The organism is Archangium violaceum Cb vi76, from assembly GCF_000733295.1.
Taxonomy (GTDB): Bacteria; Myxococcota; Myxococcia; order Myxococcales; family Myxococcaceae; genus Archangium; species Archangium violaceum.
In genome coordinates this window covers 41,744-67,947 of the sequence record NZ_JPMI01000178.1, presented here as the reverse complement: position 1 = coordinate 67,947, position 26,204 = coordinate 41,744, and the positions used below count along the sequence as shown (strand labels likewise).

At 68.9% G+C, this 26,204-nt stretch carries 13 protein-coding genes; 2 read left to right on the top strand and 11 right to left on the bottom strand.

Features of this window, described 5'->3' with window-relative positions:
• Positions 1-96 precede the first annotated feature (96 nt).
• From Q664_RS26185 to Q664_RS26160, 5 genes are all read right to left on the bottom strand, one after another.
• Positions 97-363: a DUF2019 domain-containing protein gene (locus Q664_RS26185; protein WP_235216880.1), complete on the bottom strand. Its 267-nt coding sequence runs from the start codon at positions 361-363 to the stop codon at positions 97-99.
• A gap of 135 nt (positions 364-498) precedes the next feature.
• Positions 499-792 (bottom strand): hypothetical protein, encoded by a 294-nt coding sequence (locus Q664_RS26180; RefSeq protein ID WP_043401361.1) that lies wholly within the window; start codon positions 790-792, stop codon positions 499-501.
• Positions 793-988: 196 nt separating this feature from the next.
• Entirely contained in the window at positions 989-1,873 is an 885-nt protein-coding gene (locus tag Q664_RS26170; RefSeq protein ID WP_043401354.1) for a hypothetical protein, read from the bottom strand.
• A gap of 105 nt (positions 1,874-1,978) precedes the next feature.
• On the bottom strand, positions 1,979-7,270 hold the full coding sequence (locus tag Q664_RS26165; protein ID WP_043401351.1) for a trifunctional serine/threonine-protein kinase/ATP-binding protein/sensor histidine kinase: 5,292 nt from the start codon (positions 7,268-7,270) through the stop codon (positions 1,979-1,981).
• Between the two features lie 70 nt (positions 7,271-7,340).
• The gene (locus tag Q664_RS26160) at positions 7,341-12,659 is read right to left on the bottom strand and encodes a trifunctional serine/threonine-protein kinase/ATP-binding protein/sensor histidine kinase (RefSeq protein WP_043401349.1); all 5,319 of its coding nucleotides are present in this window, start codon (positions 12,657-12,659) and stop codon (positions 7,341-7,343) included.
• Positions 12,660-12,881: 222 nt separating this feature from the next.
• Between Q664_RS26160 and Q664_RS26155 the strand changes: the two genes are divergently transcribed.
• Both Q664_RS26155 and Q664_RS26150 read left to right on the top strand, forming a co-directional pair.
• On the top strand, positions 12,882-14,279 hold the full coding sequence (locus tag Q664_RS26155) for a hypothetical protein (RefSeq protein ID WP_043401348.1): 1,398 nt from the start codon (positions 12,882-12,884) through the stop codon (positions 14,277-14,279).
• 51 nt (positions 14,280-14,330) lie between these two features.
• Complete coding sequence (locus Q664_RS26150; protein WP_235216878.1) at positions 14,331-14,954, top strand: Uma2 family endonuclease; 624 nt, start codon at positions 14,331-14,333, stop codon at positions 14,952-14,954.
• Between the two features lie 119 nt (positions 14,955-15,073).
• On the opposite strand, the gene Q664_RS26145 is transcribed toward Q664_RS26150, so the two are convergent.
• The 6 genes from Q664_RS26145 to Q664_RS26120 all read right to left on the bottom strand — a co-directional run bounded on the left by Q664_RS26145 (position 15,074) and on the right by Q664_RS26120 (position 26,027).
• Positions 15,074-17,659 (bottom strand): COG1361 family protein, encoded by a 2,586-nt coding sequence (locus Q664_RS26145; RefSeq protein WP_152622343.1) that lies wholly within the window; start codon positions 17,657-17,659, stop codon positions 15,074-15,076.
• Between the two features lie 283 nt (positions 17,660-17,942).
• Positions 17,943-18,422 (bottom strand): (2Fe-2S)-binding protein, encoded by a 480-nt coding sequence (locus Q664_RS26140; RefSeq protein WP_043401344.1) that lies wholly within the window; start codon positions 18,420-18,422, stop codon positions 17,943-17,945.
• 2 nt (positions 18,423-18,424) lie between these two features.
• Positions 18,425-20,572, bottom strand: a complete 2,148-nt coding sequence (locus Q664_RS26135) for a xanthine dehydrogenase family protein molybdopterin-binding subunit (RefSeq protein WP_043401341.1) — start codon at positions 20,570-20,572, stop codon at positions 18,425-18,427.
• A 179-nt stretch (positions 20,573-20,751) separates the two neighbouring features.
• On the bottom strand, positions 20,752-22,815 hold the full coding sequence (locus Q664_RS26130) for a hypothetical protein (protein ID WP_052518685.1): 2,064 nt from the start codon (positions 22,813-22,815) through the stop codon (positions 20,752-20,754).
• Between the two features lie 522 nt (positions 22,816-23,337).
• The gene (locus tag Q664_RS26125; RefSeq protein ID WP_043401338.1) at positions 23,338-24,924 is read right to left on the bottom strand and encodes an AAA family ATPase; all 1,587 of its coding nucleotides are present in this window, start codon (positions 24,922-24,924) and stop codon (positions 23,338-23,340) included.
• Positions 24,921-26,027: a hypothetical protein gene (locus Q664_RS26120; RefSeq protein WP_043401335.1), complete on the bottom strand. Its 1,107-nt coding sequence runs from the start codon at positions 26,025-26,027 to the stop codon at positions 24,921-24,923. The genes Q664_RS26125 and Q664_RS26120 overlap by 4 nt, the downstream gene beginning before the upstream one ends.
• Between the last annotated feature and the right edge of the window lie 177 nt (positions 26,028-26,204).

Below are 26,204 nucleotides of genomic sequence, written 5' to 3'. Positions count from 1 at the left end.
GATTTCTCCCTTCTGGTTTGTCTTACCAAGCCCCGAAAGACAAGATCCGCCCATCTGGAGCGAGATCAATATACCGCCCGTTCTTGACATAGCGAATCACGCCCCCCACCGCTTCAGTGCCTGCCCTGCTTTGAATGAGACCAGCCCCTCGCCCTTGGCGACGTCCTCCAAGACAGCTTTGGCCTCGGCCGTCCGATAGCGGAGCAGGTGCGCGGCGGCCATGACTCGGACGTCCGGGCGTGGGTGCTTGAACAGCGCGGCCAGTGCGTCGCGTCCAGCGTCACCGTGGGCCCGGAGCTTGTCGAACGCGGCGCCGTACTTCTTGGCGTGCTTGTTCCCGGTTTTGGCGTCTCCCCTCCAGATGGCCTCGGTCTACGCGGCCACGTTCAGAGCGAACTGCTCGACCAGCTCCTCCAACTTCATCACCAGAGCCCCTTCCAGATGTTCTGGATGGCCAGCGACCCGAATTCACACTCGCCTCGACGGCCCGTGGTCCCTTCAGGAGATGAGCTTCGAGCCGATGATGCGCAGGATCGACGAGAGCCAGACCAGGGCATAGGCGGTTGGGGGACGTTGGCCGGACGCGATCTTCTCCACCTCGTTCCAGTCATCGGACAACTGCCCCATCGTCAGCTCGGACTCGGGTGGGGGGGTATACACCGAGTACAGGTGCTTCTCCGGGATGTTCCAGTAGAAGTCCTCGGTGACGTCGAGTTCCGTACGGCCAGTTCGCTCCAGATGGTCGAACAGGGCATTTACTGCTCGTCGCAGATCGGCAAGCTGAATCTTCACGGTTCTCCTCCCAAGTCCCTGATGGCCTTCTCGAACGCCCTGATCTCATCCTCCAGGTGCTTGATCCGGCCATTGATGATCCTCTGCCGGACAGCTGGTGAGGGGGCGTTCCTCAAGATGCCCTGATTGTCGAAAGCATCGGGGTTGGCCTTGTAGAGCCGAGCTGAGCCGTTGGATGTCGCGGGGCGCCGAGGGCTCACGCCGCGGACCGGGCCTGCTCCTCCGCGTCGAACGGAATGAATCGATCCGGATACGGCCGGGCGGCGGCGTCCACGTCGGCGCGGAGGACCTCCTCCATCAACCGCTCGCGTCCGAAGAGCTCGTAGTACTCGGGCATCCCATCCACGATGCCGCGCGCCACCAGCGGCAGCAGCCACTTCGCGAGGGTCAGCCCCGGGGCGTCCAACTGGCTGCGCGCGTAGTGCACGTGCCCCACCTCGTCCACCATGATCTGCGCGAACAACTCCTCGATGCGCGCCAGCGGCTCCGGCTGGTCCGCGAACAGCTCCCGCGCCTTGTGCAGCAGCAGGTGGAACATCGCCACGCCGGTAATCTCCCCGCACAGAATCAACGGCAGGCCCAGCTTCTTCGGCAGCCGCGCCATCGTCTTGATGAGCCATTGCTGAACGCGGCTCGGCTCCAACATCTCCATCTCGAGCCCGATCACCCGCAGCACGTCCCGCAGAATCCGCGTGTGATAGAACTCCTCGATTCCGATGTACGTCGTGGGGTTGCCCGGATCTCCATTGCGCTCCGCGGTGCCAATGCGGTGGGCGTACTCGACGCCGAAGCGCTCGCCCCGGTTGGTCTTCGCCACGCACAGCGCCCAGAGCGTGGGCTCGTCCAGCTTCTCCCCGGGCCGGTACCGCACGTGGCAGCGGTCGAACACGTCCTGGCTCACCACGGGCGCTCCCGTTCGCCGCACGGGCCGCTGGTCGATCCGCTGGTAGAACGCCTCGCGGACCGAGAACGTATGGGTTTGCCACTGGGGCTCGCCGTCGCGCCCGCGCAGGTAGGCGAGGTAGCGCCGGTGGAAGTCGGCCTTCTGCGTGGGGGTCAGAGGCGTGAACAGGTCGGGCACGACGGAAGACTCCTGCTTACCTTGGGGAAGGTACTCCGAGGCTGCCAGGGCCCCAGGACTTCCGTCAAACGACCCTTCCCGCCCACCTCCGGCCACGTCCACTTCCTAGCGGAGTGGAAGCTCCAACGTGGCCGTGGCCCCCTTGCCCGGCCCATCACTCTCCAGCAGCAGTTTGCCTCCCAGCAGCTGCGCCGCCAGCGCGCTCGAGTGCAGGCCGAACCCATGCCCGTCCCGGCGCGTGGTGAAGCCGTGCGAGAAGAGCCGGTCGCGGATCTCCTGCGGGATGCCCACGCCGCTGTCCACCACCTGGATGCGCGCCAGATCCCCCTCCAGCTGGAGCCGCACGAACATCCGCCGCTCCCCCTCGGGCATCCCGTCCAGCGAGTACTTGGCGTTGCTGATGAGGTTGATGAGGATTTGCAGCACCTTGTGCCGGTCCACGCGCACCTTGCGTGAGTCCATCAACTCCCGCGTGACGGTGACGCCGTGGCGCTTGAGCGCCGACATCTGGATGCGCAGCGCGTCATCCACCAGCTCCGACAGCTCGCACTCGTCGATGAGCAGCGCCGTCTTGGCGTAGTTCTGCTGCACCTGGACGATGGAGCGGATGTGCTCCACGTGCCAGCCCATCTCCGTCAGTCCATCGCGCACCTTCGCCTGCTCCGCCAGCAACTGGTCGGTGAGCGCGGCGAAGTAGTCCGGCATCTGCAACCCCCGGGCGTCCCTCGTGAAGAAGTCCCCCAGCTGCCCACGGTTCTCCTCCAACAAGCCCGACACCTGCTTCAACCGGCCGAGCCTCGAGCCGGCCACCGTCTGCCTCAGCACCTCCAGGTTGACGACGGCGCTGGTCAGCACGTTGCCCACGTTGTGCAGCACGTTGGAGGCCACCTCCGACATTCCCACGGCGCGCGCGGTGTCCACCAGGCGCATCTGCGCCTCGCGCAGCTCCCGGGTCCGCTCCTCCACCCGCGCCTCCAGCTCGTCGTTGGCGCGCCGCAGGGCCGCCTCCGCGTGCTGCACGTCCGCGTACAGCCGCGCGTTCTCCATGGAGATGACGGCCTGCGAGGCGATGTGCCCGAGCAGCTCGAGGCGATCCGGCGTGAAGGCCTCCGCCGCCAGGTTGTTCTCCAGGTACAGCACGCCGTAGAGCGCCTCCTGGCGGAGCAGCGGCAGGCACAGCACCGAGCGGGCCTTGCCCCGCTGCAGGTACTCGTCCGCCGGGAAGACGTGCACCCGCGTGGCGTCGCCGATGAGCACGTGCTCGCACGTGCGCTTCACGTAGGAGATGAGCGTCCACGGCAGCTCGGCCGGCGCGCCCTCGGGGGGCAGGACGATGGGGGCCTCCGGGGACTCGCCGGAGATGGCCACCACCCGCAGCGTGTCCCCCCGCGCCAGCAGCAGCGCGCCGCGCTGTGCCCCCGCGTTCTCGATGGCCACCCGCATGAGCGTGGTCACCAGCCGCTCCTGGACGATCTCCCCGGAGATGGCCCGCTGCGCCTTCACCACCGTCAGCGCGTCGATCTGCGACGAGTCCGTGTCATACGAGGACTCGCGCTCCGAGGCCCCCGCGAGCACGAGCTCCGGCCACCGGGCCTCCAGGTGCTTCACCTTGCCCTGTGCGCCCCAGCTCCGGTACGCCTCCCGGGCTCCCCGGGCATACGTCTCGGAGATCGTCTGGAAGCGCCGCCCGCGCCAGTAGTTCGCCGCCAGCTCGCTCGCCAGCGCCACGTTCTGGATGAAGCCATGCTCCCGGGCCGACTGGAGCGCCTCCTCGTACGCGCTCATGGCCTCCTCGTTCCGGCCCGTCACCCGCGCCAGCTCGCCCGCGAGCATCCGCTCGGGCGCGAGGAAGTTCCCGGCGCAGTGGCCCGCCCACTCCGCCAGCTGCCGGTGGTGTCCGCGCAGCTCCTCCAGCCACCGCTCCCGCTGCCCGGGCGCCGCGTCCGCCAGGCTCGCCGCCAGCGTCAGCCCCCGGTACAGGTGGAAGTCCAGCAGTTGGATGTGGCCGATGGAGGTCCACAGCAGCTCGGCGGCCTTGTCTCCCGCCTCCCGGGCCTCGCCGTACGCGCCGCACATGAAGCGCGCCTGCAGCTTGTGAATCCAATACCAGCACCGCATGGTGCTCATGCGCTCGGGGGTGAGCGAGGCCTCGAAGGCCGGCTCGTCGAAGTCCTCCCCCGTGAGGGTGTCGAACGAGCGCGTGAGCCCGCGCAGCTGCTGCACGTAGCGCTGGCTGCCGCGGATGACGTCCATCACGTCCTGGAAGCCGGCCCGGCGCGCGAAGTCGAAGCGGGCCACCGACTCCGCGTGCACATCATCCAGGTGGTGGCCCAGCATCAGGCGGTCCGTGACGGTGTGGTTGCAGCAGTAGCAGGCCACCTGGAAGTCCCCGCCCTGCAGCGCGTGGTGGAAGGCGCCGCGGATGAGCTCCAGCGAGCGCGCCATCGGCCGCGTCCAGGGGTTGATGATCTCCATGCTGTAGAGCGCCATGCCCCGGGCCGAGGCGAAGCCGTGGCGCTCCACCAGTGCGCAGGCGAGCTCCCCGAAGGCATGGCCCTCCCGGTACTTCTTGAAGACGGGACCCAGCACCAGGCCGTACCAGGAGTAGCCAATGACGGAGGCCTCGCTGTTGCCATGGCGCAGGCTCATCGACACCACCCGGCACAGCTGGAGGATGAGCAGGTTGTTGTCGAGGCAGCACGCCGGGGTGAACAGGGAGGCCAGCAACCCGATGATGGCCTTCATGTCCGGGTCGCTCATCAGGGGCAGCTCCAGGAGGCTCTCGATGGAGCGCCCTTCCATCAGGGCCTGCACCTCCTCGTGGGCCTCCACCACCTCCTCCCAGGTGGGGCGCGCCGGCAGGTGCATGCCCAGCAACCCCAGGCCCTCCAGCAGACACGAGGCGGCCTCTTCTATCTGCCCGCCGGCCCCCATGTGCAGCTCGCCCTTCAAGCGGTAGACGGCCGCGGTGTCCGTGATGCTCCGCCGCTTCGTGAGCAGCACGTCCACCAGCTTGCGCCCCCCGGCGGCGTTGCCATTCATCAGCTCGCTGGCCGCCTGGTCCAGGCACAGCTTGAAGGTGAACTCCGGGTCCACCGTCCAGGGGTCTCCCGGCATCAGCTCGAAGGCCACCTTGAAGTACGCGATGGCCGAGCGGTACGCCGCCGAGCTCCGCGCCTTCCAGCCCGCCTCGGCGTTCAGCCGCGCCACGCGCAGGCGCTCCTCGGGCGTGGTGAGCAACTCCAGCCCGGCGTTGAACTGCCCCACCACGTCGAAGAGCTTCTCGCGCAGCTCCCCGGGCGTCAGGCTCGCCAACAGCAGCCGGCCGATGCGCAGGTGCACCGCCTTGCGCTCCTGCTCGGGGATGAGCTCCTGGGCCGCCTGCTGGATGCGATCATGCAGGAAGCGCATGCACTCCGGGGCACTGCGCGCCAGCATGCCCTCCTCGAGCGCCGGCTCCAGGTGGTGCTCCACGTCGAGCGGCTCCAGGCCGGAGATGATGACCAGCTTGCGCAGCGCGAAGTCATTGCCCACGCACGCCGCCAGGCGCAGCAGGGACCAGGTCGCCTCCGGCAGCTGGCGCAGCCGGCCCACCATGAAGTCCACCACGTTGTCGGAGTAGCCCCGGGCCCGCACGCCCTCGGCATCCCACCGCCACCCGCCTTGCGGCAGGCGCGCCAGCAGCCCGTCCTGGTGCAGCGTCACCATCAACTGGATGAGGAAGAAGGGGTTGCCCCCCGTCTTCTCCAGCACGAGCGCCGAGAGCGGCGTGACCACGTCCTCCCCCGCCCCGGGCAGCGCGTCCGCGATGAACCGCCTCAACTGCTCGAGGCTCAGCGGCTCGAGCCGCACGCCGGTGAGGCGCGCGTCCGTCTTGCGCAGCTCGTCCAGCATCAGCATCAACGGGTGGGAGGGGTTGACCTCGTTGTCGCGGTAGGCCCCCACCCACAGCACGGGCGGCACCTCCGGGTCCGCGAGCAGGTGCTGGATGAGATTCAGGCTCCCCAGGTCCGCCCACTGCAGGTCATCCAGGAACAGGACGAGCGGGTGCTCGCGGGTGGAGAAGACGCCGAGGAACCGCTCGATGACGCGGTGGAGGCGGCGTTGGGCCTCGGTGGGCGGCAGCGCCACGACGGCCGGCTGTTTGCCCACGACGAGCTCCAACTGCGGCACCAGGTCCACCAGCAGCTGGCCCTGGCCTTCCCACGCCGCGAGCAGCCGCTCACGCCACGCGGCCAGCTCCGCGTCGGTCCCCGCCAGCAGCTGCTGCACCAGCCCGCGGATGGCCTGCGCCAGCGTGGCGTAGGGGATGTCCCGCTGGAATTGATCGAACTTGCCCCGCAGGAAGAAGCCGCGCCGCTCCACCACCGGCCGGTGCAGCTCGTGGATGACGGCCGACTTGCCAATGCCCGAGTAGCCACTGACGAGCACCAGCTCCGGCTTCCCCTCGCGCGCCGTCCGCTTGAAGCTCTCCACCAGGGTGGCCACGGAGGCCTCGCGCCCGTAGAGCCGCTGGGGCATCTGGAAGTGGTGCGGGAAGTCGTGCTCACCTGGCGGGAAGACGTCCCGCTCACCGCGCAGCAGCCGCTCCCGGCAGCGCTCCAGGTCCGCCTTCAACCCATCGGCGCCCTGGTAGCGCTCCTCGGCCACCTTCGCCAGCAGCTTCATCACGATGGCCGACAGCGACGGCGGCACGGACTCCAGCAGCTCGTGCGGCGGCTGGGGATGGCTGGCCAGGTGGGCGTGGAACCACCCGAGCACATCCCTCGCCTGGAAGGGCAGCGCGCCGGTGAGCAGCTCGTAGAAGGTGACGCCCAGCGAGTAGAAGTCCGTGCGGTAGTCCACCGCCCGGTTCATCCGCCCCGTCTGCTCCGGGGACATGTACGCCAGCGTCCCCTCGATGGTGTGGGACAACCCCGAGTCCACGTGCTCCACCCGCTGCAGCGTGGCCGAGCCGAAGTCGATGATGCGCCCCTCCCCCTCCGGCGTGAGCATGAGGTTGGAGGGCTTCAGGTCCTTGTGGATGACACCCCGCCGGTGGATTTCCCCCAGCGTCGACGCCAGGGAGATGGCCAGCCCGAGGAAGCAGTCGAGCTCCAGCCGTTGGCCCACGCGCTTGGACAGGGGCTCGCCCTCCACCTCCTCCAGCAGCAGCAGGGGGCGATCCTGGACGAGCTCGCAGGAGTGCACCCGCGGGACGCCCTCCACGTTGCGCAGCCGCTGGAGGATGCCGTGCTCACGGCGGTAGCGCTCCCACTCGCGCGGGCCGGGCGAGGGCTGCGCGGGCGTCTTGATGATGACGGGCCGGTCGTCCGCCCCACAGACGGCGCTGAAGAGGAGGTTGGCGCCCGTGGTCCGCAGCGCGCCCCGCAGGGTGTGGCCGGGGATGTCCATCATGATTCGTTTGGCCTCAAACCAATCGCGAGTGTTCTGCAACGGACATATCACGAGAGCCGAGGCGCCGACGTCACGGCTGGAGCGGGAGCTCCAACGTGGCGGTAGCTCCCTTGCCCGGCCCCTCGCTCTCCAGCAACAGGTGGCCTCCCAGCAGCTGCGCGGCCAGCGCGCTCGAGTGCAGGCCGAATCCATGTCCGTCCCGGCGCGTGGTGAAGCCGTGCGAGAAGAGCCGCTCGCGGATGCCGTGAGGGATGCCCACGCCGCTGTCCACCACCTGGATGCGCGCCAGGTCCCCCTCCAGGTGGAGCCGCACGAGCATCCGCCGCTCCCCCTCGGGCATCCCATCCAGGGCGTATTTGGCGTTGCTGATGAGGTTGATGAGGATTTGCAACACCTTGTGCTTGTCGACCCGCACCCGGCGTGAGTCTTTCACCTCGCGGGTGACGGTGACGCCGTGGCGCTCGAGCGCCGGCATCTTGATGCGCAGCGCGTCATCCACCAGCTCCGACAGCTCGCACTCGTCGATGATCAGCACCGTCTTCGCATAGTTCTGCTGTACCTGGACGATGGAGCGGATGTGCTCCACGTGCCAGCCCATCTCCGTCAGTCCATCGCGCACCTTCGCCTGCTCCGCCAGCAGCTCCTCGGTGAGCGCGGCGAAGTAGTCCGGCATCCGCAGCCCCCGCGCGTCCCTCGTGAAGAAGTCCCCCAGCTGCCCACGGTTCTCCTCCAACAAGCCCGACACCTGCTTCAACCGGCCGAGCCTCGAGCCGGCCACCGTCTGCCGCAGCACCTCCAGGTTCACCACCGCGCTCGTCAGCACGTTTCCCACGTTGTGCAGCACGTTGGAGGCCACCTCCGACATGCCCACCGCTCTCGCCGTGTCCACCAGACGGGCCTGGGCTTCCCGCAGCTCGCGGGTCCGCTCCTCCACCCGCGCCTCCAGCTCGTCGTTGGCGCGCCGCAGCGCCGCCTCGGCGTGCTGCACCTCGGCGTACAACCGCGCGTTCTCCATGGAGATGACGGCCTGCGAGGCCAGGTGCCCGAGCAGCTCGAGACGCTCGGGGGTGAAGGCCTCGGTGACGAGCTCGTTCTCCAGGTACAACACGCCGTAGAGGTGCTCCTGGCGCAGCAGCGGCAGGCACAGCACCGAGCGGGCCCGGCCCCGCGTGAGGTATTCGTCGGCCGGGAAGGCATGGGCCCGCGTGGCGTCGCCGATGAGCACGTGCTCGCGCGTGCGCTTCACGTAGGAGATGAGCGTCCACGGCAGCTCCTGGGACGTCCCCTCTTCCGGCTGGACGATGGACTCTCCCGGTGAGACGCCGCAGAGGGCCATCACCCGGAGCTCGTCACCCCGCGCCAGCAACAGGGCGCCACGCCGGGCTCCCGCGTTCTCGAGGGCCACCCGCATGAGCGTGTTCACCAGCCGCTCCTGGACGATCTCCCCGGAGATGGCCTGCTGGGCCTTCACCACGCTGAGCGCGTCGAGCTGCGTCGAGCCCGTGCTGTCCTCCACCTGGGAGGAGTCCACCTCGGGCGCGAGGTCCGGCCAGCGCCCCTCCAGGTGCTTCACCTTGCCCAGGGCGCCCCAGCGCAGGTACGCCTCCCGCGCCGAGCGCGCATAGGCATCGGCGATGGTCGCGAAGCGCCGCCCGCGCCAGAAGTCCGCCGCCAGCTCGCTCGCCAGCGCCACGTTCTGGGTGAAGCCGTACTCCCGGGCCGCGTGGACCGCGTCTTCATAGGCGCGCGCCGCCTCCTCGCTCCGGCCCGTCACCCGCGCCAGCTCCGCGGACACCATCCGCTCGGGCGCCAGGAAGTTCTCGGGGCAATGGCCCGCCCACTCCGCCAGCTGCCGCTGGTGCCGCTCGATTTCCTCCAGCCACCGCCCCCGCTCCCCGGGCGCCTCCCCCGGCGGACACGCGGCCAGCGTCAGCCCCCGGTACAGGTGGAAGTCCAGCAGTTGGATGTGGCCGAGGGAGGACCACGCGAGCGCGGCGGCCTTGTCTCCCGCCTCACGCGCCTCCTCGTACGCGCCGCACATGAAGCGCGCCTGCATCTTCAGAATCCAATACCAGCACCGCAGGGTGCTCATGCGCTCGGGCGTCAGCCCCGCCTCGAACGCTTCCTCCTCGAACTCCTCACCGCTCAGCGAGCCGAACGCGCGCGTGTGCCCGCGCAGCTGCTGGATGTAGGCCCGCGTGAAGCGGATGACCTCCCGCACGTCCTGGTAACCGGCCCGGTGGGCGAAGTCGAAACGGGCGACCGACTCCGCGTACACATCATCCAGGGAGTAGCCCAGGGCGAGGCAGTCCGTGACGATGTGGTTGCAGCAATAGCAGGCCACCTGGAAGTCCCCGCCCTGCAGCGCGTGGTGGAAGGCGCCGCGGATGAGCTCCAGGGAGCGGGAGATGGGCCGCGTCCAGTAGTTGATGAGCTCCATGCTGTAGAGCGCCATGCCCCGGGACGCGGACAGATCGTGTCGCTCCACCAGCGCGCAGGCGAGCTCGCCAAAGGCATACCCCTCCCGGTACTTCTTGAAGGTGGGCCCCAGCGCCAGGCCATACCAGGAGTACCCGTGCACGGCCGCCTCGCTGTTGCCATGCCGCAGGCTGAGCGCCACCAGCCGGGAGAGCGTGAGGACGAGCAGGTGCTCGTCGGTGAAGAGCGCGGGCGTGAAGAGGGCGCCCAGGATGCCGAGCACCGCCTTCAGGTCCGGATCCTCCACCAGCGGCAGCTCGACGAGGCTCGCGATGGAGCGCTCCCCCAGCAGGGCCCAGACCTCGTCGTTGGCGGCCACCACCTCCTCCCACGAGGGATGCAGCGCCATGGGCATTCCCAGCCGCTCCAGGCCCTCCAGCAGACAGGAGATGGACGCCTGGATCTCCCCGGTGGCCAGGTGCAGATCGCTCCGGAGGCGGTACACGGCGGCGATGTCCGCGGGGGTCCGCGCCCGGGACAGCAGGACTCCGGCCAGGGCGAGCGTCGCGGCGGTGTTGCCGCTCATGAACTCGCTGGTGGCTTGATCCATCCGCAGCTTGAAGGCGAACGCGGGCTCCGTCGTCCAGGGGTCCCCCGGAATGAGCTCGAAGGCCGTCGTGAAATAGGCGATGGCCGAGCGGTACGCCGTCGAGCGCTTGGCCTTCCAGCCCGCCTCGGCGTTGAGCCGCGCCACGCGCAGGCGCTCCTCGGGCGTGGTGAGCAACTCCAGCCCGGCGTTGAGCTGCCCCACCACGTCGAAGAGCTTCTCGCGCAGCGCCTCGGGCGTCAGGCGCTCCAACAACAGCCGGCCGATGCGCAGGTGCACCGCCTCGCGCTCCTTCTCGGGGATGAGCTCCTGCGCCGCCTGCTGGATGCGATCATGGAGGAAGCGGAACTCCTCCGGGCCACCGCGCGCCACCAGGCCCTCCTGGAGCGCGGGCTCGAGGCCGTACTCCACCTCGTCCGGCGTGAGGCCGGAGACGAGGGCCAGCATCTGGAGCGGGAAGACATTGCCCACGCATGCCGCCAGGCGCAGCAGGTGCTGCGTCTCCTCCGGCAGCAGGCGCAACCGCCCCACCATGAAGTCCACCACGTTGTCGGAGTAGCCCCGGGCCCGGACGCCCCCGGCATCCCACCGCCACCGCCCCTCCGCCGTGCGCGTCACCAGCCCGTCCTGATGCAGCGTCAGCATGAACTGGATGAGGAAGAAGGGATTGCCCCCGGTCTTCTCGAGCACCTCGGCCGAGAGGGGCGCGACGATGTCCTCCTCCGCTCCCGGCAGCGCGTCGGCCACGAGCTGCTGGAGCTGCCCGCGGCTCAACGGCTCGAGCCGGAGCTCCGTGACGGGCGCACCCGTCTTGCGCAGCTCGCCCAGCATCAGCATCAGCGGATGGGACGGGCTGACCTCGTTGTCGCGGTAGGCCCCCACCCACAGCACGGGCGGCACCTCCGGGCCCGTCACCTCAGGACCCGTCACCTCCGGGCCCGTGAGCAGGTGCTGGATGAGCCTCAGGCTCGCCAGGTCCGCCCACTGCAGGTCATCCAGGAACACGACGAGCGGGTGTCCCGCGCTGGAGAAGGCACCGAGGAACCGCTGGAAGACCCGGTTGAAGCGGTGCTGTGCCTCGGCGGGCGGCAGCTCCGCGACAGCCGGCTGCTTGCCCACGACGAGCTCCAGCTGCGGCACCAGGTCCACCAGCACCTGGCCCTGGCCTTCCCACGCCGCGAGCAGCCGCTCGCGCCACTCCGCCAGCTCCGCGTCGGTCCCCGCCAGCAACTGCTGCACCAGCCCACGGACGGTCTGCGCCAGCATGGCGTAGGGGATGTCCCGCTGGAATTGATCGAACTTGCCCCGCAGGAAGAAGCCGCGCCGCTCCACCACCGGCCGGTGCAGCTCATGGACGACCGCCGACTTGCCAATGCCCGAGTAGCCGCTGACGAGCACCAGCTCCGGCCGCCCTCCCCGCGCCGTCCGGGCGAAGCGCTCGAAAAGGGTGGCCACGGCGGCCTCGCGCCCGTAGAGCCGCTGGGGCATCTGGAAGTGGTGCGGGAAGTCGTGCTCGCCCAGCGGGAAGGCGTCCCGCTCGCCGCGCAGCAGCCGCTCCCGGCAGCGCTCCAGGTCCGCCTTCAACCCATCGGCGCCCTGGTAGCGCTCCTCGGCCACCTTCGCCAGCAGCTTCATCACGATGGCCGACAACGACGGCGGCACGGACTCCAGCAGCTCGTGCGGCGGCCTCGCACGCAGGGCCAGGTGCGCATGGCACCACCCGAGCGCGTCCTGTGCCTGGAAGGGCAGCGCGCCGGTGAGCAATTCGTAGAAGGTGACGCCCAGCGAGTAGAAGTCCGTGCGGTAGTCCACCGCCCGGTTCATCCGCCCCGTCTGCTCCGGGGACATGTACGCCAGCGTCCCCTCGATGGCGTGGGGCAGCCCCGAGTCCACGTGCTCCACCCGCTGCAACGTGGCCGAGCCGAAATCGATGATGCGCCCCTCTCCCTCCGGCGTGAGGATGAGGTTGGAGGGCTTCAGATCCTTGTGGATGACGCCCCGCCGGTGGATTTCCCCCAGCGTCGACGCCAGGGAGATGGCCAGCGACAGGAAGCGGGTGATCTCCAGCCGTTGGCCCACGCGCCTGGACAGGGGCTCGCCCTCCACCTCCTCCAGCAGCAGCAGGGGGCGATCCTGGACGAACTCGCACGTATGGACACGGGGTACACCTCCCACGTCCCGGAGCCGCTGGAGGATGCCGTGCTCACGGCGGTAGCGCTCCCACTCGCGCGGGCCGGGCAAGGGCTGCAGGGGCGTCTTGATGATGACGCGCCGCTCGTCCGTCCCACAGACGGCGTGGAAGAGGAGGTTGGCGCTCGTCGCCCGCAGTGGCTCGAGCAACGTATGGCCCGGGATGTTCATCATGGTATGGCCTCAAACCGACTCGGTTTTTTCGGCCACGATCGGCATCTCCCCCCTATCCACTGCTCCCCGCATCCCTGGCAGGGAGCAACGCCCGTTCGATGAGCGCCTTCGTGGCATGCTTCGCTATGACAACCAGCACTGATGGCATGAACCACGAGTGTTCCGCAACGAACACCTCATCGGGAGGGCTGAGATACGCTCGAGGCCTTGGTGAGGAGGGCCATGAAGCACGACGAGCACATCCGGGAACACGCGCGTATCACCCAGAGCCTGGACGCTGAGCGGGAGAGCCTGTTCGAACAGGTGCCGTTCGCCCGGGAGTTGGAGCGCGGCGCGGTGGACCTGAAGCGCATCTCCCGGCCGGTGGTGGCCGTGGCCGGCACCGCGCGGGTGGGCAAGAGCACGCTGCGCGGGGCCTTGGGCCCGGACGTGCCCTGGAAGTGGTTGGAGGTGGAGTCCGGCGGCTCGGAAGGCGGAGGCCTGAGCGTGGGCGAACTGGCCGAGCACTGCCTGATGGTGCTCGCGCCGGGAGCGGCTCCGTCCCCGGAGGTACTGGCCTGGCTCCAACAGCTCACCGAGGCGTTCCCCGAGGGCTCGCTCCAGGCCGTGCTCACGCGCTGCGATGAACTGCCCGAGGGGGTGTCGGCCGGCACCGCGCGCGAACGGCTCGAGCAGGTGCTGCGGGAGGCGGTGCCCCAGCGGAGGGTGCCTGTCTTCACCGTCTCCGGCACCACGGGCGAGGGGCTGGAGGCCCTGCGCGAGGAGCTGGCGGAGGGGCTGGCGCAGCGGCAGCGGGTGCTGCTCGAGGAGGCGCTGAAGGACTGGAGCGGCGTGCTCGCGGACGTGCACGCGCTGCTCGGAATGAAGGACCTGGCCGGGCTGCGGCCGGAGACGCTCGCGCGCCTGCGGCTGTGCCTGGACGAGTTGCTGCGGGAGGAGAGCCAACGGCTGGAGGGCGAGCTGCCCCGGCTCGTGGAGGAGAGCGTGCGCGAGTTGGAGTCGCGGCTGCCCGAGGCCCAGCGCTCGCTGACGCGGGCCTTCCGGGAGAAGCTGAGCGCGCGGGTGGAGCCACGGTCGCACGCGCTGCGCCAGCGGCTCGACGAGGTGCTGGAGCGCGAGCTGGCGCGGGAGGTGGAGGGCGAGGCCCGGCTGGAGTTGGAGGACCGCTTCGGCCGGCTGGTGGAGCCGCGCTCGCTCTTCTTCGACTGGGGCTTCGCGCGGACGGGCGGAATGGCGGGCGTGGGCGCGGCGATGATGACGGGCGTGGCGCGCAGGCATGGAGGGTGGGCGGTGCTGGGGGCGGCGCTCGTCGGAGGCGTGCTCGCGGGCCTGCTGGGCAGGGGAACGAAGGTGAACACCGCCGAGGAGCTGAAGCGCGTGGTGGCCGAGCCCCTGCTGGAGGACTCGCTGCGGCGGCTGAAGGAGGCCACCGAGAGCTCGCGTGCGGATGTGGCGCGGATGTGCGGGCTGCTGCGAAAGGTGGCGGAGATCTTCTCGCCCGAGCAGGCACGGGCCTACGACGTCGGACAACTGGGACGGGCCGTCACCGAGGCGGAGGGCCGGCGGGAGCAACTCGGCCGGGAGCTGACGGAGCTGCAGTGGAAGGACGCGCGCGCGTAGGGCCTCGAGCGGAGGGTCTCGAAAGGAGATGGCTCCCGCGAGGAGAGCGGCATGATGAAATCCTCCCTCATGGCTCTCCACCGTCCACCCAAGTCCGAGTCCACCGAGCGAAACGCCCCGTCCGTCGAGGCGGCCTTCCAGGCGTCACCGGAGGAGATGGTGGCGCAGATTCTGGACGGAGAGCTGCACCTCAGCCCTCACCCGGCCCGCCCGCATGTCAACGTGGCGTCGAACCTCCTTGGCCTTATCGGAGGTCCCTTCGTGTTTGGCAGGGAGGGACCAGGCGGGTGGAGCATCCTCTTCAAACCAGAGATCCATCTCGGCCCGGGCCCGGACAAGCTCGTACCAGACCTTGCGGGGTGGAGACGCGAGCGCCTGAGGCGCGCCGAGGGAGGAGTCGAGCTCCCGGCGCACTACGACCTCGCACCGGACTGGGCGTGCGACATCCTCTCCGAGCGCACGCGGCGCAGGGACAAGGGCCAGAAGATGCGCATCTACGCCCGGGAAGGCGTGCGGCACGTGTGGCACGTGGATCCGCTGGCCCAGACGCTCGATGTGTTCCGGCTCATCGAGAGGGAATGGCTGCTCGTCCATTCCTTCGCCGGAGACGAGCGGGTGCGCGCCGAGCCCTTCGAGGCCATCGAGCTCAATCTGGCGCTCGTCTGGTCCGAATAGCTTGCGCCCGGAGGCTCCGCCTACTCCGGCTGACCTTCCACGCTCATGCCGGGAGTATGTCGCGGGGAAGCAGGACGCGGAAGGACGTACCCGCCTCCACCGTGGAGCGCACCTCGAGCTCACTTCCCGGGAGGAAACTCCGTCCCAGGACAGAGACTGGAATCAAAGGCCACACGGGCGGCAGGACAGGAGCCCTTCTTTCCGTGAGGCACACACACCTGGACGCTTCCCGTGCAGTGGCCCCCGGTGTCCGTCCGGGCGGTGAACCGGAGCTGGTACAGACGGCCGGGACCCGAGCCGCTTCGCTCGGCGCGCAGCTCCACCGTCGAGCCACCGAGTCCTCGGACATCCGGGCACGCGCCCTCTCCCGGTGCCTCGCTCTGGAGCACCCGGTCGATGGTGATGCGCACCGGACTTCCATCGGAGCTCGCCACCCCCTCCACGCCCACCGGGACGAAGCCATGATTCGGTGGCCACAAGGTCGCGACACCGGGCCGGGCTCCACCACAGTCCACCGTGACCTCCGGGCCCGGCACGCTCGTCACCACCGCGAAGTTGCGCGCCCCCGCCGGAGCGGTGCCCTCCACCATCGCGAGCAGCGTGTCGCTCGTGCCCGGAGCCACGTCCTCTGGCACCTCGAGTTGGACGGTGAGGGCCCGGCGCTCTCCACTGCCGAGCGTGAAGGAGCCTGGAGAAACACCGGTGACGAAACCCCGGTCATCCCGCGCGGTGAAACGGAAGGTCGCCGGAGCGCCGGAGTTCTCCACCTGGAAGGTATAGGAGGTCCTCCCCGGAACGAGCCTCTGGGATGACGGTGCGAAGAGACGCACGGTCTGGGATTGGAACCGCCGGCTCAGCACCCGCTGCCAGGGTTCTCCGCCAGGCAGGGTGCCGAGGGCGTAGACGGTGAACGGACGCGAGGGAAGCGCCACCGTCCCCGTGAGCTCCAACGGAGGGCCACCCGGCTCGGGCGTCAGCTCCAGCGGCTGGAGGAGCGCTCCCGCGGTGTCTCTCAGCTCGAAGCGCGCGGAGGCGATGCCGCCGGAGAGCCCTGCCACCACCGTGGAAGGACTGGCGAGCACCGGAAGGCCCTCCAGCGCGAAGTATCCCTGGTGCCCCGGACGTCCGGCGGTCTCGACGAGCGCGAAGCGATCGAAGCCCACCGGACTCTCGCCGAGCACGTGGAGGGAGTATCCACCCGCCGGGTCGAGGGTCGCGGTCCACACGCCGGGCGCCGGATCGAGCACCGTCACCAACACGCCCGTGGAGAGCTGGAGACGCCGCACTCCCGGCTCCACGCCCAGCACCGGTGAGCCATCGGGCCGGGTGAGGCGCAGGGACGGGCTTCCGCTCAGGGAGAAGGTCACTCGCGACAGCGTGGAGTCGACGGGCACGGGGAAGACGGCCCGGGTCCCCCCGCGCTCGTCCGCCACGGAGAGGAGCTCCACGGTGTTGGCCCGGACGGTGGCATCGATGAGGTGGGTGAGGGGCGCGGCCTCGAGCGGCTGGAGCAGGAAGACCTGTCCGCCCGTCTCCGACGCGAGCCGCTGGTACTCGGGGGAAGCATCGGCGAGGCCTCCACACGCGCCGGACAGGAAGGCATGGATCCGCGTCCCCTGGTGCCAGGCGAGGCTGCTGACCTGGGACGCCAGGTGGCCATCCCGGGAGGCCGCCCGCGGGGTGAAGAGGAAGAGCTCCCCGCCCCCGCCCGAAGCACCGAGCGCCTGGAGCGCCGCCGCCATGGACGGTCCGGAGCAGCCACCCCCCGCCGTGGCCACCAGCGTGCCAAGGAGGCGTTTGAGCTCGAGCGGATCATGGGTAACGGTGAGCGGACCGGTGGACGCCTCCGTGAAGGACACCAGGACGTAGCGCAAGGGCTCCTGGTCGGTGCCGATCCGGGAGTCGACGAGCTGGGAGAGCTGGGCCTGGAACAGCGCGAGAAGGGGACCGAGCCTCCCCGTGGGGCCGATGGCCAGGGTCAAGGTGGGGCCCACGCCGAACAGGAGCTCGAGCTCGCTCCGGGTCAGCCGGGCCTGGAGATCCTGGATGAATTGCCTGCTCGCCTCCACGGCCGAGTCCGCCGCCTCCGTGTGCAGACGGAAATGCGGTGACAGGAGTTGATGGAAGGTGTCCTTGTTGATGCCACCGGAGGGTCCGGGTCCGGTATCGAAGGGCCCACCATGGCGGCACTTGGAAGCGGTGGCGGGGACCTCGTTCTCACCGCCGTAGTAGCCACTGGTCAGCAGGGGCGTGAGGAGATTGCCGCCGCAGTCGAGGAAGAGGCTCCCGTCCGAGAGGAGGACGGGCTCGCAATCCTCACACGTGGGAGTCTCCGCCCCGGCGGAAGCGGGCAGCGGCTCGCCGGAGCGCCACAGACTGGGAAGCGCGCCCGCGTGACCCGCTTCGAGCCAGTTCGAATGGGAATGGAAATCCTGGAGCGTGTGGAGGGCCTGGCCGAGCTGGCTCCGGGCGCCCCGAGCATCCCCGGCCCGAAGGGAGAGGACCACCCCGTCGAAGAGCGCGACGAGCCGCTGCTTGCCCGGAACGAAGCTCTCGCCGTCGAAGTGCTTGAAGCCATTCGTCTGGTCCTGGTCGACCTCGGCGTTGGCCTGGACGATCTCCCCGATGGCGCTCCGCATCGCGCGGGTCTGGTGCGATGTCCCGAAGAACTCGGCACCGAGCTCCGTCATCACCCGCTTCGTCATGTCCTCGTGGGTGACTCCGGTTCCGCCAAGGCCACACTTGAGCCCATTGGTGGGACAGAAGGCTCGGGCGGAGGAACCGGGGAGCACGAGCAGGACAACGACGAGGAGGGGCCAGGAGGGCGGGAGAATGGCGCGGACCACATGTCGGGATGTCATTTCCCGGCATGGGTAGACCCTCTCACCGGCCCGTGCAGGAAGTGCCTCGAATGACACACCGGGATGCGTTCATGGCCAGACGCCGGCACGCCCCTCGCGTCGGCTGGTACACGAGGCTGGAGGAACGTCACGTCCCGCTGGCTTCGCCCCGGAGCCTCCGGGCAGCGAGCTTGATGGCCGCGCGGATCCGCACATACGTCCCGCACCGGCACACGTTGTCACTCATGGCCGCGTCGATGTCCGCGTCGGAGGGGTCCAGGTTGTGCCGCAGCAACGCCACCGCGGCCATGATCTGCCCGGGCTGGCAGAAGCCGCACTGCGCGACGTCCTCGTCGATCCACGCCTGCTGCACGGGGTGGAGCCCCTCGCCTCCGAGTCCCTCGATGGTGGTCACCTGGCGGCCCGCCACGCCGCCCACGGGCTGGATGCAGGGACGGAAGGCATTGCCCTCGAGGTGGCTGGTGCACGCGCCGCACACCCCCACCCCGCAGCCGTACTTGAGCCCCGTCACTCCGAGTGCATCCCTCAACACCCAGAGCAGGGGCGTGTCTTCCGGCGCCTCCACCGAGACCGTGTCGCCATTGAGCGTGAAGTGGTGGACCGGCATGTTCAGGCTCCTGCCTCGAGGATGGGAAAGCGCGTGGGCAACGTGCCCGTCCCCCGGGCGAGCGCATTGCCCAGGGCGGCGGCCGCAGTGGGGTAACCGAGCTCGCCCACCCCGCCGACCCGGTCATCCGAGCGGACGAGGTGCACGTCGATGGTGGCGGGCGTGTGCTTCATCCGCAGCCAGCGGTAGTCGGCGAAACTGCCCTCGCGCACGGCACCCGCGTCGATGTGGAGGCCCGCGCTCAAGGTCGTCGACAGGGCGTCGATGGTGGCGCCCTGCAACTGGGCCTCGATGCCGCGAGGGTTGATGGGCAGGCCCACATCCGCGGCGATGACGACCCGCAGCACCTTGGGCTCCGCACCGCTCACGTCCACCTCGACGAGGTGGGCGATGGCACTGTCCCACTCCTCGTGGACGGCCACGCCCTGCGCGACCCCGGACGGGAGCGCCCTGCCCCACTGCCCCTCGCGCACCACGGTGTCCAGCACGGCCTCGAGCCGCTTCGACGAGAGGTGCGCGCGCCTCAGCTCGACCGCGTCACGGCCCAGCTCCCGGGCCACCTGGTCCACGAAGAGCTCGTTGGCCACCGTCACCTGGCTGCTGTACACGGAGCGGAACGAGGCGGTGGGGATGGGAATCGGCACCTCGCGCAGCTGCTGCGTCACCAGCCCGAAGCGGTACGGGACCTTCTGGGACAGCGCGAAGAACGTCTGGCTCGTCACCCCGGGCAGGACCGTGCCCACCAGCGAGGTGAGGAGATCTCCGAACCCGTGGGGGAACTCCACGGTGGGGATGACGGAGCGGTGGTGCCAGCCGAGGATGGAGCCGCCCGAGCCCAGATAGGCGAGGAGCCGGTGATGACTGGCCGGGCGGTAGCGGCCCTGACGCATGTCGTCGTTGCGGGTCCACATCAACTTCACGGGCCTCCCGAGCGCCCGGGACACGAGCGCGGCCTCCACGGCGGGCTCGTTGAAGAACCTCCGGCCGAAGCCACCGCCCGCGCGCGTGGTGTGCACCGTGACGCGCTGTGGGGTGAGTGCCCAACCGAGCGCCTCGGCGACCTCGCGCTGGGCGAACTTCGGATCCTGCGCGCCCAGCCAGAGCTCGGCGTGGTCCGAGGTGACGCGGGCGACGCAGCTCTGCGTCTCCATGGGGGCGTGGGCGAGATAGGGAAAGTCGAAGCGGGCCTCGAGGGTGCGCGCGGTGAACAGGGGCGGGAGGGGACGAGAGCCCATCCCATCGCGCAGGCGGGCCTCGATGTCCGCGTCGGAGAGGTGGCTGGCGGGACCGGGAGCCCAGGTGATGCGCAGGGCATCACGGGCCGCGAGCGCCTGGGCGAAGCTCTGGGCGGAGACGGCCACGCCCGTGAGCAGGGAAACCACGCCCACCACACCGGGCATGGCGAGCGCCGCCGACGCGTCATGACTGACCACGGAGCCGCGCAGCGTGGGAGGCCTGGCCACCACGGTGGGCAGCGCACCGGGAATGGACAGGTCGAGGGCGTAACGCGCCTTGCCGGTGACGATGTCCCGGGCATCAATGCGTCCGGTGGGCTGACCGACGAGCGTGTACGAGGCCACGTCCTTGGGCAGCGGGGAGACCTCGGGCAGCAGCACGCTCGCCGCGTCCCGGGCCAGCTCGCCGTAGCTGGCGCGGCGGCCATCGGGAGCAAGGACTTCACCCCTGGAGGTAGTGAGGCGGGAGGCGAGGAGTTGCCAGCGGTGCGCGGCGGCGGTGACGAGGCGGGCGCGGGCACTCGCGGCGGCGGCGCGCACGGGGCCGGCGAGGTAGCGCATGGTCGAGGACAGACCGGTGAGTTGGATGAGCCAGCGAGGATCCGCGTCGGCGGTGCGCACCTCCACGGAGTCGAGGAGGGTGTCGAGTTCCTCGGCGACGAGCATGGCCACGGCGGTGGTGATGCCCTGGCCGATCTCGGTGCGAGGCAGGGTCGCCACGACGCGCCCATCGGCCTGGATGGAGATGTAGAGGTTGAACGAGGCCGGTTCCGTCTCTGCGGGGCCAGTCTGCGCGAAGCTGGAGTCCAACCGCACCGCGACCATCAACGCGGGCGAGGCCACCACCCAGGTCAGGAACCGGCGGCGATCGATCACCACCGGGACTGCCGTGTCAGGCTTTAGCGGGTCCGCCATGCGAGGAGTGTGACACACCCCTCGCGTACGTCTCAACGACCTGCCTCCAGCTCGACCCACGAGCATCGCACGGGATCAACCTGGGAGTCGTGGCACCCTCACCCCGTCCCTCTCCCGGAGGGCGAGGGGATATTGGGCGATGATTGGTAGGAATTGGGCCTCCTTTTTGGTAAAGACTTTCAGAGGTCTCCCCTCGGGGTCGTCGCCTCGCACAGGTGCTCGATGAAGTCCGGCAGCAGTTGCGCCGAGAGAATCCAGATACGCCCCTCTCCCAGGTCCACCAGCTTCGCCTTCTCCGTGTACCCCGTGTGCTCCGTCTCCACGTAGTGCACGAACACGCTCAGCCCTCTCGCCCGGTACCACTCCGCAGCTCCCGCCAACAACGCCAGCAACGCCTCCTGACCCTCCGCTGATGCCTCATCCACCAGCGAAATGACCCGCAGCCCGTCCAGCACGTGGAACAGGTTCAACCCCGCGTGCGCCGTCTCCAGGATGCCCACCGCCAGCGCGCGCCCGTCCTTCCGCGCCACCAGCACGTCCCGCTCACGCTTCAGTCCGGCCTCGGCCCACTTGCGCTTCAGCCCTTCCAGACCGAACCGCTCCGGCACCAGGTCCAGCGCCTCCCGGTACGCCTCCGGCCTCGTCTCCTTCAGCCGCTCGAAGAGCGCCGCCTTCTCCTCCTCCGTCGGCGCCCCCAGGCTGAAGCCCTCCGGCATCTCCCACTCCCGCTTCGCGTCCGCCTCCATGAAGCGGAACGGCACCACGCACGCCTGCCCCGTGTGCTGGTACCACTCCGCGAAGTCGAGCGCCGTGAAGCGCACCCACCTCACGTTCGCCTCGCAGTACGCCAGGAACCACTTCACCTCCGGGTCCGTCTGCGCCGGCTCGAAGCCTCTCAAATACACGTCCCGCAACGCCTCGCGCGCCGTGCTCCTCAGCTTCTCGTTGCGCGGCTGGTGTCTCGCCAACTGGTGCGCCAGCCAGCTCCCCGAGTATGGCTTCAGCCACGACAGGCTCGCCTCCACCGTCTCCCCGCTCGGCATCGGCCTCACCACCCGGTACCCCAGCCTCCGGTTCCCCTCCAGCTTCTCGTGCGCCTCCCGGTACTCCGCCTGCATCCGCTCGAAGTCCCCCGGACTCTTCCCCGACAGCCGGAAGTACCCCGAGCGCTCGAACAAATCCCACGTCCCCCGGTTCCAATCCCCCGACACCCGCGTGTTCGGATGGCTCTGCTCCTCCACCAGCCGCTGCCAGCGCGCCAGCTCCCGCTCCCCCAGCGGCTCCACCTTCATCCCGCACCGCCTCCCCAGCGCCGTGCCCGTGATGTTGCGCACCTCCGCACGCATCCTCACCGGCTCCTCCCCCGGCTGCCCCACCTCCAGCTCCGGCAGCACCAGCCCCGGGTACAGCAGGTCCTCCCCCGGCTGCGTCGCGAATGACAAACCCTCGTAGGAGATATCCGTCAGCTCCCGCTCCACCCGCACCTGCGGCCACAGCGGATGCCCGAAACGCGCCACGCACCCGTCCCCCGCAGGCGCCCTCCTCAGCTTGCGGTGCCGGTAGCGCATCAGCTCCCGCGGCAGCGGCACGCCCCACAGCCCATCCTCGTACACCGCCTGCTCCACCCGGAAGTGCAGCACCGAGCTGAAGCCAAACACCTCCAGCGTGAATGGCACCGGCGGCAGCGCGCCCATCACCTCCCACGACACCCGCCCGTCGTACTTGTCGTAGAGCGCCGCCACCAACTCCACATCCCCCGCCTCGCACCTCGCCATGCCCCGGCACCGTCTCGCCGTCAGCGCCTCGAAGATGCGGCCAATCCTGTCCACCCGTGTAATCCGCTCCCGCCAGATGGGCAGCGTGCTCGGCGCCTCGAGCTGGCCTTGATCCCTCCAGCCCTCCAGCATCGTCACGATGTGACGGCCCTGGTCCAACGCCGGCGCCACGAAACGCAGGCTCAGCTCCGGCTGCTCCTCCGGGCCGGGCTCATAGACATTCATCACCTCGGCCCTCAGCATCCGGGCCTCTCCTCCCAACCCCAACAGCACGTTCGTCCGCTGACCCGGCCTCAGTCCCGTGGGCCTCGTCAGGCTCAACGTCAGATGCTCCGGTGACAGCTGCACCAACCTCCCCGCCGAGTGCAGCTCCCCTTCCACCTTCGCCACCGCCGCCAGCCCCGGTCCCATTCGGTACCCCAGGCCGCTTTCCCGCGTTCGCACGCGCTCCGCCTTCTCCGTCGCCATGGGAGCTCCGTTTGTCGTGGAGAGCCGATTTACGTGAACACTGAAAGTTTTTTGCCCCACCGTCGTACCGGTCACCTGGATGGAATTTCGGTTCCGCCAATGTGGACACACGCCAAAGCCCTTGCAGCGGCACCCCGGGGCCGGATCTCCGGAAGCGTTGCTGCCCAACCCCACCCCCGTGTCGCGCCAGACAGTGAACAGCTCCCTCGTACCGCCGGTAGGGATTGCCCTCTCCTCCCGTCGCACCCAGGGCATGGGCATTCCGTGCACCCTGGAGTTTTCTTTTGGTTCTTGAGAATGGACCTCCGGACACTTCACCCCTCCAGCTCCGAGCGGTGCCGGATTCAGCGGCTCGGGAGTGCTCGGATGTGGGTGGAATCCGTTGTCATTGCGCTCTCACGCGAAAATCACGGTGGAGATTTCCGCGCTGGGACTGCCGGTTCTACGAGCGGGATTTTCGCGAATGGCCGGTTCGAGGTGTCCCCTGGCGCCGGCATGGGGATGCGCGCCGGGGCATGGCCACTACGAGGCGCTCTGCTGCTTGGAGTCGCCGGCTTCGTCAGAAGCGCGGCCCAGGAGAAGGGCCACGGCCTCGCGCATCTCCGGGTGCAGCGCGCTGAGCGCTCTGTCCACCGAGGGAGCATTCTGGACAGCAAGGGCATCGGAATAGGGGGGGATGTCCTCCGTGAGGATGCCTCGCTCACGCAGGCGCCGGTAGCACTCCAGGACGTGGGGACGAAGGCGGGGAACGCGCGCCAGCCGGGGCATGTGGGCACGGAAGGCCTGGGCGAGTGCCTCTCTCGCGATCAGTTGAGGGTCATCAGTACCCGAGGAGGAGTCCAGCTGCCATACCCTCAAGGCATCATGCTCATCAGGGAACGCCTCCGAGAGATGATCGAGCGTCTTCAGTAGATCCTGGCAACGACCGGGACTTTCACTGCCAGGCTCTTCCCAATCCCATCCATACCAACGCTGGAAGAACTCCGTCAGCAATAGCAGCCGCTGCCGGACGGGTTCGCCCTCGCGCATCTGCATCCAGATCCGGAAGAGGCGGTCCGTCAGTTCGTAGTAGCGGCTGCGCTGATCCTCGGGCCGTCCTCCTGGACGGACGAACCGCTCGTCACCGAGTCTGGTGATGTTCGCGGTCACCTGCGGGGTGGTGAGCCGCGTCCTGCGCCCGATCTCCGCCGGGGTCAACGGGCCTTCAGCCAATGCCATCTCGGTCAAGACGCGGACCATCTGCGGTGAGACATTGGTGAGGCGCGCCTGGTAGTACGGAGTCACCTCGTCGAGCAACTCGAGGAGCTGGGTATGCAGATCCTCCGTGACGCCATGCCGCAGGACTCCATACAGCGCCAGCACGAGTCTTGGATTACCTCCGCTGAAGTGGAAGATGGCCTCGAGGCGGAGCTTGACCTGTTCCATCCTCCCGAGCAGGTTCTCATCCTGGTCCCATTGCGCACGCGCTTGAACCAGCCCGATGACCTCTTCCCTGGACAGCTCATCGAGCATGCTGATCTGGAAGAAGTCATAGAAGGGAGCGCTGTGCTCGACCGTGGCCTCGACGTAGCTGGTCGCCGTGGCGAGCAGGATGAAAGGAGGCTCCTGCATCAGGACCTCCCTCAAGCGGCTCTGGTCCCGGCGTGCCGTCAGCTTCCGATCCAGGAACTGGCCCAGGTTCTCCAGAACGACGAGGCAGGGCTTCCCATGTTTCTGCCTCCACGCCCTCAGCCGATCGATCGCGAGCTCCTCCACCCTGCGCGGGTCTCGCTCCTGCGCGAAGGGAGAGACCTTCAACCCCTCCAGGCGGATGAGGATCTGCTCGAGCAGCTCCGCCACACTGGCGATCTGGTAGTGCTCCTCCGGCAGGCGGGCGACGCCCCAACCATGGTTCTGCCGCAGCCTCCGGCTGAGCAGCTCGGTGAAGTGGCTCTTGCCCGAGCCACGAGGCCCTATCAGCAGCCAGTGCCGCGTGCTCGGACCGGCTCCATCCGCGAGCAGGTCACGCTCGAACGCCTCCAACTGCGGCCACCGCCCGACGAAGGTCTTCTCCAATTCCTCGAAAGAAGCCCGGGAGGGATTGAACAGCAGGGGCCCGCGCTGGCTCATGGCTTCCTCCGGATTCCCGGAGCGTTTCGCAGCCACCAGTCCTTCAGGAAGTTGCTGTGGAAGCGCACCTCACCACCGCTGCGCGTCACGTAGTAGTCGGACTCGAGCCGCGCCACCAGGTCATCGAGCTCGACCTTGTCCAGACCATGCCGTAACAGCACCATGCGCAGTTCATCCACGTTGCTGACGGGCGCACGGGCCAGCTCCGCGAGCAACAGCCGGGCCGGCTCCTCCAACGCTCCGTAATTGCTCTTGAGCCGCGAGTGGTAGTGGCTGAAGCGTGCGCGGTTGGGCGGACCCAGGACGCGGGATTCGTAGGCCGGCTGGATGTGCTCCACCAGCAGCCGGGGCCAACGCTGCTGCCTCATCTCCGACATGCACTCGTTGATGAGCACCTGGAGGAAAAAGTGCACACCCGTGCCCGCGGTCTCGACGATCTTCCGGGGCGTGCCCTCCTCGAAGGGCACGCTCTCGCCCTTGAGCACCTCGGTCACGAACTCGATGGCCCTGTCGAGCGGCAGGGGCTGGAGCTGGAAGCGCTCCAGATCGTTGAGGACCGCTTCCTGGGCGAGCCGCTCCAGACGCGGCTCGATGTTGACCGAGCCACCCAGGAGGAAGCGCAGCATCAGACCCTGCTGGGGCCTGCGCTGGGCGCGGACCCACCGCAGAAAGCGCAGACAGCCCTCCTGGTCCTTGTCGAGGAAGGTGTCCACCATCATGGGAAACTCGTCGATGACGATGAGCAGCGAGCCCTCCAGCCGCTGGAGCTGACCCAGCAGTTGCTCGGCCAGCTCGGGCCATTGCTCATCCCGGAGCGAATCGCGCAGCTTGAGCTTGAGATCGCCCAGCGCCCCCACTTCGACCTCCGAGAGCGCCCCGGACACCCAGCGCACCAGCGAGGTGGGAAGCTCCCGGGTCTTCTTGAACACTCCCAGGACCGGATCGAGCTGCAGCAGATTGGCCGCCAGCTCGGTGAGGAACTGGGCGGGCGTCTCGACATACTCCACATCCAGCTGCCGCACGCTCCAGGCGGGCCAGGGCTGATCATGCAGCGCGTACATCAGTGACGACTTGCCCCAGCGCCTCGGCGCCGTGAGCAGCACGCTCCCCCGCTCCAGGAGCTTCCAGACCGCTTCGACGTCTCTCTCCCTCCCCCAGAAGTCCGGTCCCCTCGCTGGTGCCCCTGCGATGTTCCTCGGTGGCATGTCGGCCCCCTTTCAGCTGCTCGAGTCGTGCAACGAGGATATTGCGCAACGAATCCATTGCGCAATCGACCCATT